Annotated in this window: 14 protein-coding genes; 9 read left to right on the top strand and 5 right to left on the bottom strand. The window is 41.8% G+C overall.

Features of this window, described 5'->3' with window-relative positions; genetic code table 11:
* Position 1 precedes the first annotated feature (1 nt).
* Complete coding sequence (locus B151_RS0101485; protein ID WP_020401816.1) at positions 2 to 916, top strand: DUF4249 family protein; 915 nt, start codon at positions 2 to 4, stop codon at positions 914 to 916.
* Here B151_RS0101485 and B151_RS0101480 read toward each other — a convergent pair.
* A complete protein-coding gene (locus tag B151_RS0101480) occupies positions 907 to 2,511 on the bottom strand; it encodes a hypothetical protein (protein ID WP_157470635.1) in 1,605 nt (534 codons plus the stop codon). The two genes, B151_RS0101485 and B151_RS0101480, sit on opposite strands and share 10 nt — an antisense overlap.
* 60 nt (positions 2,512 to 2,571) lie before the next feature.
* Between B151_RS0101480 and B151_RS0101475 the strand changes: the two genes are divergently transcribed.
* Positions 2,572 to 3,240, top strand: a complete 669-nt coding sequence (locus B151_RS0101475) for a DUF4159 domain-containing protein (RefSeq protein ID WP_020401814.1) — start codon at positions 2,572 to 2,574, stop codon at positions 3,238 to 3,240.
* A gap of 46 nt (positions 3,241 to 3,286) precedes the next feature.
* Here the strand turns inward: B151_RS0101475 and dnaG are convergent, their stop codons facing one another.
* Positions 3,287 to 5,299: a DNA primase gene (dnaG, locus tag B151_RS0101470; protein WP_020401813.1), complete on the bottom strand. Its 2,013-nt coding sequence runs from the start codon at positions 5,297 to 5,299 to the stop codon at positions 3,287 to 3,289.
* Between the two features lie 219 nt (positions 5,300 to 5,518).
* On the opposite strand from dnaG, the gene B151_RS0101465 reads away from it, so the two are divergent.
* The 7 genes from B151_RS0101465 to B151_RS0101435 all read left to right on the top strand — a co-directional run bounded on the left by B151_RS0101465 (position 5,519) and on the right by B151_RS0101435 (position 12,119).
* Positions 5,519 to 8,416, top strand: coding sequence for a serine hydrolase domain-containing protein (locus B151_RS0101465; protein WP_020401812.1), 2,898 nt, complete (start codon positions 5,519 to 5,521; stop codon positions 8,414 to 8,416).
* A 4-nt stretch (positions 8,417 to 8,420) separates the two neighbouring features.
* The gene (locus B151_RS19975; protein ID WP_020401811.1) at positions 8,421 to 9,128 is read left to right on the top strand and encodes a hypothetical protein; all 708 of its coding nucleotides are present in this window, start codon (positions 8,421 to 8,423) and stop codon (positions 9,126 to 9,128) included.
* Between the two features lie 10 nt (positions 9,129 to 9,138).
* Positions 9,139 to 9,783, top strand: a complete 645-nt coding sequence (locus B151_RS0101455) for a hypothetical protein (protein WP_020401810.1) — start codon at positions 9,139 to 9,141, stop codon at positions 9,781 to 9,783.
* Positions 9,784 to 9,915: 132 nt separating this feature from the next.
* Entirely contained in the window at positions 9,916 to 10,092 is a 177-nt protein-coding gene (locus B151_RS0101450; protein WP_020401809.1) for a hypothetical protein, read from the top strand.
* A gap of 98 nt (positions 10,093 to 10,190) precedes the next feature.
* The gene (locus B151_RS0101445; protein WP_020401808.1) at positions 10,191 to 11,090 is read left to right on the top strand and encodes a serine hydrolase; all 900 of its coding nucleotides are present in this window, start codon (positions 10,191 to 10,193) and stop codon (positions 11,088 to 11,090) included.
* Between the two features lie 10 nt (positions 11,091 to 11,100).
* Positions 11,101 to 11,805: a M15 family metallopeptidase gene (locus B151_RS0101440; RefSeq protein WP_020401807.1), complete on the top strand. Its 705-nt coding sequence runs from the start codon at positions 11,101 to 11,103 to the stop codon at positions 11,803 to 11,805.
* A gap of 11 nt (positions 11,806 to 11,816) precedes the next feature.
* On the top strand, positions 11,817 to 12,119 hold the full coding sequence (locus B151_RS0101435) for a hypothetical protein (protein ID WP_020401806.1): 303 nt from the start codon (positions 11,817 to 11,819) through the stop codon (positions 12,117 to 12,119).
* Here the strand turns inward: B151_RS0101435 and B151_RS0101430 are convergent.
* The 3 genes from B151_RS0101430 to B151_RS19270 all read right to left on the bottom strand — a co-directional run bounded on the left by B151_RS0101430 (position 12,116) and on the right by B151_RS19270 (position 15,784).
* Complete coding sequence (locus B151_RS0101430; RefSeq protein WP_020401805.1) at positions 12,116 to 12,646, bottom strand: hypothetical protein; 531 nt, start codon at positions 12,644 to 12,646, stop codon at positions 12,116 to 12,118. The two genes, B151_RS0101435 and B151_RS0101430, sit on opposite strands and share 4 nt — an antisense overlap.
* A gap of 84 nt (positions 12,647 to 12,730) precedes the next feature.
* Positions 12,731 to 13,195, bottom strand: coding sequence for a nuclear transport factor 2 family protein (locus tag B151_RS0101425; protein WP_020401804.1), 465 nt, complete (start codon positions 13,193 to 13,195; stop codon positions 12,731 to 12,733).
* Positions 13,196 to 13,426: 231 nt separating this feature from the next.
* Positions 13,427 to 15,784, bottom strand: coding sequence for a T9SS type A sorting domain-containing protein (locus B151_RS19270; protein ID WP_083909845.1), 2,358 nt, complete (start codon positions 15,782 to 15,784; stop codon positions 13,427 to 13,429).
* Between the last annotated feature and the right edge of the window lie 67 nt (positions 15,785 to 15,851).

Raw genomic sequence — 15,851 nt, 5'->3', positions numbered from 1 at the left:
TATGTATAAGCAATTTTTCTTATTTGTGATTCTTAGTGCTCTGATGGTTTCTTGTGAGCTTTATCCACAGGATGATTACGAAGAATATTACGTAGTAGAATCCTACATGCTGGCAAATAACCTGCTCCCGGAAGTCCGGCTTTCTACTACGGCACCTGCAGATGAATTCTATGAGTTTGAGGACCATGCCATCAATTTTGCCAATGTAGAAATTCGACTGCTGGAGGCCGGTCCGGGCAGTAAGATCGAAGAAAGCTTCACCTTTTTCAATTCAGGCCCAGGTCTCTTTTTGCCAAATCAGAATCATCTGGTGAAGCCACGTAGAACGTATGAATTACACATCTCATTTCTGGATTCTGATGATGTCATAACGGCTTACACTACCGTTCCGGACACCTTTCGCATTATGCCCGGAACAGCGGATAGTGTAGTCTATCAGTCACAGGATCAACTCGAACTTACTTTGACCAAGAGTTTCTACCCCGGGCGCCAAAACATCTATGTGTTCAATGCCCTTGCTAAAGAACCTGAAGCCGAGAATTTGACCCCGCTTTATGCCGATCTTTTTATTGACAGTGACGAACCTGAAGAAGACCTGGTGTTACTTTCCAATAACAGTTCAGGAATCATTAATGAAGCAAATTTCCAGGAAAATGCAGATGGAACCATCACACTGAGTTACCCATGGATTGGTATTGCTTTTTATGGCGAAAACAGGATCGTAGCGAATACTATTGACGATAATGTGTATGATTTTGTTCGCTCTCAGCAGGTGCAGCTTGGCGGTTCTACCCTCTCACCGGGAGAAATTCAGAATGTGATATATCATGTGGAAGGCGGAATTGGAGTTTTCGGCTCTCTAGCCACCGATACCGTTACCACTTATGTTAAGCGCCCGTCATTCAATCAGAACTGATAGCTAAACGAAACAAACCAATTATTTAAGTTTGACCAGTTTCCCCTTGCATTGGCATTTATTCCAAACCCCGAGTCGTGCAAGTAAGAAATTCCGGCATAAATATTTTGTTGAAAGTTTGTTTCCCTAAAATGATTAACACTTTCTATGTCCGGAATTTCACGGTCAGGAACTGCTTCATAAGGAGTCTCTTCAATCTCAGTTTTAACTCCGCTATGGTTCACATTTAAAGATCCACCACCCCAAAGCTTAACATTAGATCCAATATCAAACATCACAAATGCCGGAAGCTCACCACCTATATGTTGTTGGGTCACGGATACTTCCTGCTTGTCAGCTCCATTCAAACGATTCACCGCTTCAAAACTTAATTCATAATAAGGATTAACCCCGGTTACCAAAGCAAAATCTTCTGCATTTAACGTAACAGCATAACCTGTTGAGAATCTCCCGCCTATAAAATTGGTTTTCGGATCTTCTAACTCTTCTTCAAAATCATAAATTATTTGAGATTCAGTTTCACCATTAACGGTATTGCTTTCAACTCTTTGGGCATTCATATATGCTACTTGGTCCCCGAAGCCAAACACAAATTGAAGATTTCCAAATAGGTAATCATCTCCAAACAGATTCAAATGCTTATTCTTATAAATGTCGTACCGAAATTGCCAAGGCTCAGCAGTAGAAATATTCTGATCTTCCTGCACCCTTGCATTGGCTAAATCCCGGTTTTCATCATTTATGATCGTGATCTCAGTGATACTCTCCGATCTCCAGAAGCCTTCATTTTGATAATCAAAGTCATTCCTCTGAATATAAAACCTATGGCGCATATCCCCATTTTCAGTCCAACTGTAGTATTCAATTCCAGCAATGAGCTTATTATTTACCAATTTTGTAGAGTTCCTGTCACGAAGCTCTTTTTCGTACTCGCTACGTGAAAAAAGCGTATCCATCCTGAAGTTCTGTATTTCTTGAAAAAAGTCTTCACTATTAGTCCTGACGTTGCTTTGCTGAACTTTAGAAAAACCACCAAATACCCCGACTGCTTTTCCTGAACCTGCACCAGACTCAAATACTTTTAAAAGTCTGAATTCTGCCTGATTTTCTTCATTCCTTCTGTTAATTGTTTCGATCGTTAGTTGTTCCTCCAGGGTTTCCGTTCTTGAAGGAGCAACACCCCGGACATAAAAATTTTGGTAAAAATCTTCCAACTCACTGTCTGTATCATCCGAATCTACGGCTCCGCCCAGCGTAATAAACCAACTGCCTGTTTTAGCAGGTACTAAAATGGCCGCGTCAAAGTTATCAGAAGCCCCTCCGGTAAAAGATGTTTGCACAAAACCATAATCAGTTGCTGAAGCCCGAGCCGGATTGAACAGAACCTTTTGTTTGTTATCATTCACCAAGAATAAATAATTATCATTCAGGCTTATACTGTATGTACTTTGTCCAGAAAGCAATTGAAAACTCTCATGAGGACTATTTCCATATGGTGAAACTGCAGTCTGCCCTGACACCTGAGCACTTACATTCATTAAAAAGCCACTGCAAAAGATAACTGTCAAAAAGAATTTCATAGTACTATATTTCATTGACTTATTAAGACCATGGTAGCATATAACCGTATTTAAAACAATTATTATTTTATCCTTATGCGCATAGTTCAGCTATTGTTGATTTCCCTTTTGTTTTGTTCAGGAATGGAGGTTGTTTTAGCTCAGTCATCCGGTGAATTTGAAATTGCCCGGGCCAAATATCGCGGCGGCGGCGACTGGTACAATGATCCCTCTGCTTTGGAAAACCTAATCTCCTTTACGAAAGAGAATACGCCCATTCTTATTTCAGATACCTACAAAGACGTATCTTTAGGCAGCGCAGAACTGTACTCCTATCCTTTCGTTTTTTTAACCGGACACGGTAACATCACGTTGAATTCTGCAGAGGTTCGGAACGTCCGTGATTATCTCCAAAACGGAGGTTTTCTGTACATTGATGATGATTATGGGCTCGATGAATACATTCGCCCGGTGATCAAAGAGATCTTTCCCGATGAAGAATTTATAGAGATTCCCTTTACACATCCGATCTATGACCAGGTTTACCAATATGAAAATGGCCTGCCGAAGATCCATGAACACGACGGTAAACCGCCTAAAGGACTAGGTATATTTTATGAGGGAAGATTGGTGGTATTCTACAGCATTGAATCAAATCTGGGCGATGGCTGGGCGGAAGCTGAGATCCATAATGTTCCCCCGTCACTTCGGAGACAATCGTTGGAAATGGGAGCGAATATCCTGGTCTATGCATTGACGCAGTAATAAAATCTTTGGGAGGTTACGTGTCTCTATACCTTCTAAAAAACTGTTATTCTTCACCTTTCATTTTGTAGGTGAATACTTTTTCATTCACCTCGTTACTTACCCCTTTTTCCGGATCAGGATAGAGATCATCAGGATCGGAAGTTTCTCTGCGGGTTAATTTTGATTTTACATCCTTCTGCCGCTCCATCAATTTCAGGCGTTCATCTCCCTCTGCCGTTGCAATACGATCAGCCAATTCATTCAATTTCCTTCGATAAAAACTGATCTGAGATGCCCGTATCGAACTTTTTGCGGTTTTGTACGGATTTTTGTCTTTCTCGTACTTCAAGCCAACAATCTCTGCATGTCGTTCGCTTGCAGAATGTTGCTCTAACGTTACGTCTCCAACTAACCGTGGAAAAGGTTCTGATTCCCCGGAATAAAGCTTGATAGAAAAATCTTCTTCCTTCTTATACCGCTCAATAATATCCTCGTAAAACATCCGAAGCTCCTCGTCTTCAAAGAGCTTGGAGTTTGTAAATGAACAAATATATTCCACCATCTCCCGCCCATAACTGATCATCAGGCGGATCAGTTCTTTCTCAAAATGGGGTTTTTTTCTGGAAGATTGCGCCCTTTCAGTCCTGAAGCCCGGATGTGGTGGCTCATCATTGGTGCCGCCATTAATTGGAGAGTTTTCTACCGGTTCATTGATCCGCTGCCGTGCCTCCTCCCTTTTTTGAGCTCTTTTTTCCTCCCAGCGTTTGTCGTTCATCACACGCTCCAGCTGTTCATACAGATCAGTTTCTTTCACCTTCTGGAACTTCTGCATCTTTTGATGCAAATACTGAACATATACCTGCCGCTGAATGGAATCCCCAATATTTGCAATCGACTCCAGGATCTCGGTGATCACTTTCGGGGTTTCCGTGGGTTTATCCAACCGACCTTCATCACCGGCTTTATGAAGCAGAAAATCCACAAAATCCAAAGCTTCTTCTTTCTTCAGTTCCTCAAAAGATTCTTTACCAAACTGTTTTACAAAAGAATCCGGATCCTGATTTTCGGGCAGTTCAAGAAGCTGAACTTCCATTCCCTCCGCCAGTGCAATGTTGATCCCTCGCTTCATAGCGGTTTGGCCGGCATCATCGGAATCGTAGATCATCACAATGCGTTCGCCATAACGGTGCAGGATCTTCATTTGTCCCGGTGTTAACGACGTTCCCGAGCTGGCTACCACATTGGCAATGTCATGCTCCATCAGGGTAATTACATCGGTGTAGCCTTCCACCAGGATCACTTCCTTGTGCTTCCGGATCTCATTCTTGGCAAAATTCACCCCATAAACCACTTCACTCTTATTGTAAACCTTGGTCTGAGAAGAGTTGATGTATTTTGCTGTTTTCTCCTGCCCCAACACCCGTCCTGCAAAAGCGATCACTTTACCTGTTGGGTTGAAAATGGGAAACATAAGCCGGCCGCGAAAGGAATCGTAAAAACCATTACCCCTATTGCTTGGTTTGATGAGATCAGCTTCTGCCAAATACTGTTCATCGATGCCGGCATTTTGAGCCGCTTTCCATAGTTCTTCGCCTCCCGATGGAGCATACCCCAACCCGAATTTTTTATACACCTCCCGGCCATACCCTCGATCTTGCAAGTATTTCCGGGCTTTTTCAGCTTCCGGGTTTTCGATCAAGTTGCGATAATAAAATACTCCGGCAAATTTGAGCGCATGCAGGATTCCTTCCCTCAGTTGGGTCGTTTCACTGGGTACGTCATTTTCATCTTCAGGAATAAAGACTCCATACCGTTCAGCCAGCTGTCGCACAGCTTCCGTGAAACCTACTCCTTCCTGATCCATCACAAACTTGAATACATCTCCGGATTCTCCGCATCCAAAACACTTGAAAATCTGCAAGCGCGGAGTAACATTAAAAGAGGGAGTCTTTTCATCATGATAAGGACACAGGCCTACAAAACCGCTGCCTGAACGCTTCAGTTTTACATAGTCTTGCACCACCTCCACAATGTCTGCGGCGGCCCGAACCTCCTCTTTTTTGTCGTCACTTATCATGGGTATATAATGAGGATATTAATGCTGGAAATAAAGCGAAATTATGAAAATGAGGACTTTGTTTTGGCTCAAATTTAATTCGAATCCGTCACCCTGTTTAGATTTCTTATGATGCCCCCTATACTCTTCTCATTTCAAAGAATGTAATAATGAATGGAACTACTCGGTTTCCATCGCCTACATTTTGTATTTTCGAATATCATCTGCAAATATAGTTTTATGAAGGTACGTTTAATATCCATCCTATTTTTCCTGACCGGGTTCCTGCTCATCGCTTCTATTCCGGCCAAGGCTCAAAAATGGTCGGAATTCCTGTTCGGCCAAACCTTAAGAAATTCACCCGGCGTTTCCCTCGATGAAAACTCCGAAGCATACCTCGACTCTCTCGTAGATGATACTCCGCTAAGAGAAAAAGTCGGACAATTATTTTTTGTTCCTGCACAAGGCCGATTTACCAGCCGGGATTCCCGCGATTTCCAGGAAATTGAAAAAATGGTGACTGATTATCATGTGGGTGGTATTGTTTTTATGCGGGGAGATATTTACGGGCAGGCTATCATGACCAACAAACTCCAGGACATGGCTAAATTTCCACTCTGGATCTCTCAGGATATGGAATTCGGGGCAGCCATGCGGATATCCGGTACTACCCGGTTTACCCCAGCAATGGGTGTTGCAGCCTCCGGCGATAAACGGAATGCATTCATGATGGGCAAGATCACCGCGATCGAAGCCAAGGCACTTGGTGTTCATCAGATCTATGCCCCTGTTCTTGATGTCAATAATAACCCGGATAATCCTGTCATAAACATCCGTGCATTCTCGGGAGACCCTGAAATGGTTGCCGAGTATGGCACGGCCTTCATACAAGGCGTTCAAAGTGAAGGCATGGTTGCTACGGCAAAGCATTTCCCCGGCCATGGCGACACCGATGTGGATTCACACAATGATCTTCCGGTGGTCGATTATTCCTACAGTCGCCTCGATTCCGTGGAATTGATTCCTTTTCGCGCCGCTATCGATGGTGGGATCTCAAGTATCATGAGTGCCCACATCGCTTTTCCCGGCTTAAATACTACAGACTTTTTGCCCGCCACTCTGGATGCCACCATTTTAGGGGATGTACTCACCGACTCCCTGAATTTTGAAGGCATGGTGGTAACAGATGGACTTGAAATGCGAGGAATTACTTCCAAATATTCTCCGGGGCAAGCCGTAGTTCGGGCTTTGAAAGCCGGAGCAGATATCATGCTTATCAGTCCGGATGTTCATACCGCCATAGACGAGGTTATTAAGTCAGTAGAAAAAGGAGAAATTTCTGAAGACAGGATCAATCGGTCTTTTGTAAAGTTGATGCGCTGGAAACAACAATATGGGCTTTTTCAAAGTGATAACCAGGTCGGTATCCGCACATTGGATACCATTATCAACAACCGCTTTCATGAAGCAGCCGCAAACCGAATTGCCCGTGAATCGGTCACTATTTTAAAGAACGAAGGCAACATTCTACCTCTCAGGCCCTCCGAGTATCCGGAGATCATGGTGATCTCTGTTGCCGACGACCGATCCGGAGAAACCGGCTCCAATTTTGTCCGGCAAATGCGTGATTACCATCCCGATGTATCCTTTCATATCTATGATAAGCGAACCGGTGAACGCGACAAACTAGAGATGATACGGAAAGCCCGGGAAGTGGATTTGATCGTTGTGAGCTCTTTTGTGAATCTTAAGTTTGGAGAGCGCACACATCTTTCAGGCGAACAAATATCTTTTTTAGAAAGAGTGTTACGGTTCAACAAACCTTCCCTGCTAATTTCCTTTGGTAATCCGTATGTACTTTTGGATATGAAGGAGGCCAATGCTCATATGCTTGGCTGGTATAATACAACAGAACAGGTAAATGCGGTTGTACCTGCCATTTTCGGAGCATCTAAGGTACAAGGAAAACTTCCCATTGAGATACCCGGACTTTATGAGTTTGGAGAAGGCATCGAAATGGAGCATACCACACTTCGCTTTGGTGTTCCCGGTGATGCAGGCCTTGATCAATCCAAATTGTTCAAAGTTGATCAGATCATACAAAAAGCCATTGATGACTCTGTATTTCCCGGAGCCGTGGTTGGTGTAGTCAAAGACGGGGTGTTGGCTTATAACAAAGCTTACGGATATCAGGATTATTCAAAATTGAAGAGTGTGGAAGAAACGGATGTGTACGACCTGGCATCCATTACTAAAGTTATGGCTACCACCACTGCCACCATGAAATTAGTGGATTCCGGACAACTTGATCTGGATGACCGAATTTCTGATTTCTTTCCTGAATTTGATACCCCAAAAAGAGATTCTATCACCATAAGAGACATCCTGCTTCACCAAACGGGGCTTCCGGCGTTTAGGGTTTATGTTGATTCACTCACTAAAAGGAATGATATCATTGAAGCGATCAAAAATGAACCTCTTATTTATGAACCCCGGTCAAAATACGAGTACAGTGACCTTGGCATGATCTTGCTTGGTGAGATCGTAGAAAAAGTATCGGGACAACGCCTGGACAGATTTGTCCGAAAAGAGTTTTATTTCCCACTTAATATGTACAGCACCTTTTTTAATCCGGCGAAAAACAGCCGGTGGCTGCTCAATAAAATTGCCCCTACCGAAATCGACACCATTTACGGGCGCGGTGTGGTGAAAGGATATGTTCATGATGAAAGGGCTTACTTCCTGGATGGAGTGGCGGGACACGCAGGTTTATTCTCCAATACCATAGATATAGCCAAATTCAGTACCATGCTTCTAAATGATGGAATGTATGCCGGTAAACGATATTTGAGTAAAGAAACCATCCGGAAATTTACAACCGATCAATCTGAACATAATGCCCGTGGATTAGGTTTTGATCGAAAAAGCGAAGACGGTTTCACCACTGCAGGTCAACTTGCAAGTAACGATACCTTTGGGCACCTTGGGTTTACCGGCACTAGTTTTTGGATAGACCGGGAAAAGAATATGGCGGTCATTTTATTGACCAACCGTACCTTTCCGTATCGTTCATTTGGTAAAGATATCAGCCAGATAAGAGCACAAGTCGCAGACGCCGTCTTTACAGCAATAAATTAAGCTTATGAGTTGGAACTCACTATTTGAAAAATCTTACACTCCTTATTCCGGGCAACCCCAGGCTTGCATCATAGAAGGTACATCCGGGGAATTCTACGCAGGCGTTCGTATAGAAAATATTTCGTACCCGCTTACCATCCCGGCCGTGCAAGCCGCATGTGCCATTTGTTTAAGTGAAATGGATATTCCTAAAACAATTTTTGTGCCCCATAACAAAATGGAACAACTCAAATTTTGGGAAGCTGAGTTTGACCTGAATGTACTTTCAACGAAAGAGCCTCCTGTTGAGCAGGTTGAAAATTTATTCCATCCAAAGGAATCGGAATTTTCTCCATTGAAACGTTTAAAACAACTTCTGGATCAAGCTGTGGTGGTGAATTCTGACTTCCCAGTATCGGCGCTCTTATTCACTGAACATGGGTTCTTTGAAGGAGTAAATATTGAGGTCAGTGGCTGGACTCATGGAATTTGTGCTGAAAGGGTGGCCATTTCCAAAGCCTTTGCGCATGGTACAACTGAATTCACAAAAATGGAGATCCATACAAGAAAAGGAGAATTCAGCAGTCCCTGTGGCGCGTGCCGACAAGTGATCACTGAGCTGTTACCCTATCATACCTTGAAGCTGCATCATTCCGATGGTACACTATCCGAGCACCTTAGTGTTGACCTGCTCCCGTTTAGTTTTAAGTCATCCGCTTTGAACAACAAATAAATCATTTTCAATGCCCATAAATTTTATCGCCGTTCTTGATCATCACCACCTGGACAATTCCGTATTCCTTACAGCTTTTGCCAAATCACTGGCTCAACTTGGGGACCGAAAAGGATTAGTGATACATGGAGACAGTCCCTACACCGACCGGCTCATACAAACAGGAATGATGCGCGAAGATGCGCGATTGCGTGCCATCAAGGATCTCAACAAAAGACTTATCGGGCTATTTGCGGATCAGGGCATCCCTACTATTGGAGTACATGGCTTTCAAAAAGAAATGATCATCCGCAAACAAGATGAGATCATTTTGGATAAAGCCAAACTGGAGCAACTTCACGACGTACCGAACCTCCTTCTTTCCAATTTAATTGCAGAAGAAGGGAAAACTGTCCATGTGCCTCTGCCTGAGTTCTCGTACATGCTTTCAACTGCTTTTGAGGAAGCAGATATCCTCTTATTCTCCATGAATGAGAAAGATGAGATCCTGATTAAAGAAGAGAAAGAAATCCTTAATTGGGATACTTTACCGGAGGATTTTCTGGATGAATCCATTCCTGCAGAATTTCAGGATTTCGGCAAACCCGTAAAAATTACCACTGCAACCGATTTTTCCAACTGGCCAAACCTCAAAAAATCCACCATCATCCGGTAATTTGATAAAAAAGATACCTTTTTGGCTAAAAAAACCACTTTTTAATTTGACTCAATATCATTGTTTGAATAGCTTCGTGCTCATTTCTGAAAACAGAAACTAACCTAAACATAAAATTTAACGGAGCTATTAATGAGCAGAGTTGAAGAATTAAAAAATCTCGTAGAAGAAACTTCAGTAGAAATGGAAAAATTCTACGACAAAGGTAACAAAGCTGCCGGAACACGTGCACGTAAAGGCCTTCAGGATTTAAAAAAATTAGCCCAGGAAATCCGCCTGGAAATTCAGGATATCAAAAATAAAGGCTAATTTTATAGCTCTGATGTTTTGAAAAAAGCCGCTTGTATGAGCGGCTTTTTTATTTTCTACACTTTATTGTATTCTTACCTCAAAAAAATAAACGGTTTATGAAATACCTGTATTTGTTACTCATTTTAATTTTCGGAACCGCTTGCACCACTACTGACCATCCGGAAACTATAACAGAACTTGAACAAGCCATCGAATCCCGGTTGAGCGGATTGGAAGGAACTTTTGGGATCGCATTCAAAAATCTCAACAACCCGGATGAATATGTTTTTATAAATGAGGATGAACGGTTCCACGCTGCCAGCACCATGAAGACGCCGGTGATCGTCGAGCTCTACAAAAGAGCCGAAAGCGGTGAATTTGATGTGCAAGATTCAATTGTTGTAAAAAACACTTTCAAAAGTATCGTAGATGGATCTGAATTCACCATGCAAGTAAGTGAAGACAGTGAACAAGGCCTTTATGAAAAACTAAATGCTAAAACCAGCTTATATGATCTGGCCTATCAAATGATCACACGCAGCAGTAACCTTGCAACAAATATCCTTATTGATTTTCTGGGTGCCGAAAGTGTGACTCAGACCATGCGATCCATTGGAGCCGATAGTATTGAAGTGCTTCGTGGAGTTGAGGACATTAAAGCATATGAAGCAGGCTTAAGCAACACGACCACTCCCAGAGATCTGCTTGTTCTTTTCGAAGAGATCGAACAGGGAGCGTTGCTCAACGACCGTTCAAAAGAAGCCATCATTTCTATTCTTAAGGATCAGAAGTACAACGAAATGATTCCGGCCAAGCTGCCTGCAGAAGCTTCGGTAGCACATAAAACAGGTTGGATCACCAATGTTCATCACGATAGCGGTATCGTATATATGCCGGATGGCCGGGCTTTTGTTCTGATCTTCTTATCCAAAGAAGCCCCCAACCGTGAAGCGGTATTAGATGCTGCTGCTGATATTGCCTCCTACTGCTATCAGTTTATGTTATCCAACAAATAACCTAACCGAAATGCTTTTTAAGTATAGCTATTTTTTTCTCATGGTATTGTTTCTTTTAGCCGGATGCGCCGGAAAATCTTCAAAGAAGCAAGATCCTGAAAATGCCCCTGACTGGGACTCCATTTTCACCAATCAAGGATTGGAAAATGTTCAGGAATCGGATTCATCCATTATTGTTGATCTCAGGTATTCATCCACGAATAATTTTATTGGTAAAGATTTGTATGGAAGCCTGGAAGAAGCCTATCTACGTCCGCTGGCGGTGGACAAATTGGTACAGGCATCAGAATATCTTAGAGAAGAATGTCCCGATCTGCGTTTGTACATTTATGATGCAGCCCGCCCCCGGCGAATTCAACAAATTTTATGGGATCAATCAGGATTACCGGAAGATGAGAGAGCAAAATACGTGGCGAATCCCCAGAGCGGTTCCATCCATAATTATGGGTTTGCGATAGATCTAACCGTAAGCGATTCTAAAGGAAATGAGCTGGATATGGGCACCGGATATGATCATTTTACCGAAAAAGCACATACCGATAAGGAAGAAGAACTTATTGAAAAAGGCATTTTGACCGAAGCCCAGGTTCAAAACCGCAAAATTCTTCGGAACGTAATGACCAAGGCAGGTTTTATAGTATTACCATCTGAATGGTGGCATTTTGATGCCTTGCCAAGAAACGAGGTGGTATCTGAATACGCTATCGTTGAATAAATTTTATTCTTATGTACAAAGATTTAGCCGAAGCTACCGATGCATTGAACAAAAAGGGATTTGACCACACGTTTGAGTTGGATGAAGGCTACATCACCTGCAAAAAAATAGATACTGAGTACCAAGCAGATGCTTTAACGATCCTGGAAACGCACCAGTTTGATCAGGGTACCGATCCCGGCTCAGAAGCAACTATTTATGCCATAGAAGCCGATGATGGAACTAAAGGTACATTGATCATTTCTTATGGAAAATATGTAGATCAAGAAAAAGCAACGCTGATAGATCAGCTGCTACAGGCTCAGGACGACTAACTTTCTCCGCTATATTTTTCAGGGATTGGGTTTTCATCTGATTCATGTGCCCAATAAATGGTAACCACCCACCAGCGCTCGCCATCATCAAATAGCTGTATGCTGTTGATCCCTTTGTTGAATGGCTCCTCATCCGATTTACTGTATTTAGAAGCATAAGTACTGAATACATGCACAACCCGTCCATAATGATGTTCCTCCCGATTGATCTCATATTCATAAAATCCATTTTCCACGAAATAGGAATTGGTGTTTTCGATGAATTCTTTGGGACTCATTACAGAGTATACATTCTTTCCTTCCTGATTCCGATTTGTTGGAATTAAACGTGCTTCCGGAATCACCAAATTGCTGAATCGCTCCCAATCTCTGGGTTCTCCTTTCTCGCCCGAAATGGAAGCGTATAAAGCTTCCATCAAGTTGTCGATGGATTGAACGTCTTTTGCTCTTTGCTCTTCACTGACTTGTGCAGTTGCAAGTTGTATTCCGAATAAAAGTATCAGAAGGACTGTAAATAAGTTTTTCATAGTCGATTGGTTTAAGCTTTCAGTTATCAGACTTCAGCTTTCAGCCTGCTTGAACGGATGGCTGAAAGCTGAGAGCTGACCGTTCTAATTAACACAATTATCTCTGCGGCGCGTGTCAACGATATGGAAGATCTTCCAGCCTTCTTCAGAATTCATGAGCTGAAAGGAATTTACTCCGCAATGCGAGAAATTATCACCCCGGTAAAATTGATAGGGGGTCCATGCAGAGGCGAGTTCACCATCAACTTTGATCTCATAACCACCGATCCTTTCATCCCAGATCTCATTTTTATCAGTTCCCACTGCTTTTAAGAACCCTTCCAAATTGCCATTATTCAGGGTAACCATTCCTTCCTGATTCTTTACAACCGTCTGCATAATGGCATCTTTAGTAAATACGGAAGCAACTTTGGAACTGTCACTTTCCCTCATGCCATCGAATAGTTTTTCAATTGCCGATTGTACTTCCTGTTGGACAGAAGCTTGTGCCTGAACCTGTACGGTTACAGCCATCAATAATAAAAATGTCGTTAAGATCCTGAGTCTCATAAAATCATTGGATTAATTTTTTGTTGAGACTCAATTACGCAAATTATTTGGAGAAGTTTGTTAGAAAATGTAATCCTGTATCAATTGATATGTTCAGGTATAAGCTCATCGGCATGGCAATCATTTTTGGAAAACGTATTACTCTTTACCCATTCAATTCAATGGAAATATCAATAAAAAAACCCTCGTGACAAGAATGCCGCGAGGGTTCTACCATAAGGGTTTGATGTCTTATTTGATCAACATCATTTTCTTGGTTTCGGTAAATGAACCGGCCTCAATGCGGTAAAAATATGTTCCGCTTGTAAGGTTTGCTGCATCAAATTTCACAGTATGATAACCGGCTGTTTGTGAGCGATTGATCAATGTACTTACTTTTTGTCCAAGCATATTGAACACTGAAACTTTTACCTGTGCTTTGTTTGGAAGTGCATAGCTAATCTCCGTAGTTGGATTAAATGGATTTGGATAGTTTTGCGAAAGCTCAAAGTGTTCCGGTACGTTTCCGGTCAATTCATTAGCTGTAGTTATGGAAACCAGGGTAGGTTCAGAAGGAGCACCAACATTTTGATGCTTATCTATGGCTAATACCACATACTCATAATCTCCCTTTTCATTTGGTTTATTGAATACCAAAGAGGTGCTTTCGCTGAAGCCAATGCTATTCTCTGTATCATATGTACCATCCTCAGACTCAATAAAAACAAAGTATCCATCTACATCACTTGATGAATTGGGATCCCAGCTCATGGATATCTGATCGTTCTCCTTAGACGCAGAAACATTCTCAACCTTTGCCGGAGCTATGTTATCTATAGCTACTCCGCTTTCAACGCCTGTGGTACTGATCATATCGCCTTTTGCTGTATGAGCGGTTACTTTAAAAGATTGAGCGTAATTGGCTGAGTCAGCTCCCAAAGGCATGGTAAATGGAACCGACACAGACACCATGTTCCCGTTCCCTGTAATTCTCGGTTCATACGTAACAGTTTTCACATTCTCCCAGTAACTGCCATTATAAGACCAAATGTTAAAATGGGAAGTGTTCAGGTCGACCTCACCATTTGTAGCATGCTGACCACCAATTGAAAACTGGACAAATCCTCCCTGATCATTTGGAAGATCTTCTACTTTACTCAAAGACAATAATGGACTTTCATCAATATAACCGTCTATATACTGTCTTTCTGTGTACCTAAATGGAATTTCGGTACCATCATTTTGGATCTCCCAATGCTTTTTGATAGTCATATAGCCATCGCTGTCGTATTCATATTCTTCTTTAAATCCATATGAAAGTGCCCCTTCATTATAGTATTTGTAAACATATGTGAGCTCTTCCCCTTCAGAATTAAAGGTGCTTTCACGATAAAAACCATCATATACCCAATCGTTATCCGAGGGACTCCATATGTAGTTCTTTTCAGTCTCTACATAATTTCCATTATATGTGGTAACTGTTTTTTCCAAATTATTCCATTCTTGATTTGTGGTATCATAGAATTGAGAATAATATTCTGTATCCCAGCCATCGGCGTTATAGGTTGTAAGTTCTCTATACTCTTTATACCAGATATCTTTGTTCTGGTCGTAATATTCCCGTACAAATAAGGTATCAAGACCATTTTCATTCAGGTAATAAGTTCTTCGGGTTTGATTTACCCACTTGTCATTTTGATCATCCCAATGTTGAAACACAATGACCTGATTATCACTGTTATAGGTATAGATATTTTTTCCTGCATTATTCCAGGTGCCGGAGATCTCATCATAGGATTCGGCTAACCTTTCATCCAGGTAATCTTCACCATTCATTTCTTTATATGAAAATGTGTACCTCCAGGATGGTGCCCAGGCGCCATAACGATGCTCATACTCCATGATCTCGCTTGTATAACCCTCAGAATTGTACTCATAGGTATCTTTATATTCATACTTCCAGTCCCCTTCTATGCGGGTTTTATACTCGAAATTGGTTGTTCTTCCCTCACTGTTATGCTCATAAAAATAGTCGTAGCCGAGCATCCATTCTCCTTCTTCCATGTAATAATTACCATGCTGATTTATGACCCGATTTGTTTTCAGGTCTCCATAGAGTAAGTAATTCGCATCATCGCTTATATCCCCGGATTCATCTACAACTTGGTAATAATCCCACCAAGTCACCATTGAATCTTCACTCAGATCATTAGTATGAAAAGAACGGCTCACAAGTCCTAACTTGTTGGTTCCATCCCAATTATAGTTTTGAACAGATAAAACCGATTTTATGTTTGCCACTTTCCCCCTTCTTTTAAAACTGCTCACGTTCTTTCTCTCATTTTCCGTATTGATCATTTTTCTCTTGATCACGGACTCATTTACCCCTTCCTTCAGGCTCATTAATTCTATGAGCTGACTGTTATTGGAAAGCGCTTTGGAAAATTGATACGCTTTTGAATGCTGAAATTCGGCTTTTGAGTTAATTTTTTGATCTAACTCAAACTGTTTAAAGTGATTATTTTCTGAATCATGCACTCCATTTTGTGCAAATCCCGTTATGGAAAATGTAGATATAAATAACAATATGCATAGTATACGTCGTAACATAAAACTCCATTTATATATCGATTAAAATTTAACGGGAGCAGAGTCGCCCCCTATGAAGTTCATACGT

The sequence above is a fragment of the Gracilimonas tropica DSM 19535 genome, from assembly GCF_000375425.1.
GTDB classification, from domain to species: domain Bacteria; phylum Bacteroidota; class Rhodothermia; order Balneolales; family Balneolaceae; genus Gracilimonas; species Gracilimonas tropica.
Note: the sequence above shows the minus strand (reverse complement) of the source record. Positions and strands in the feature narration are given on the sequence as shown.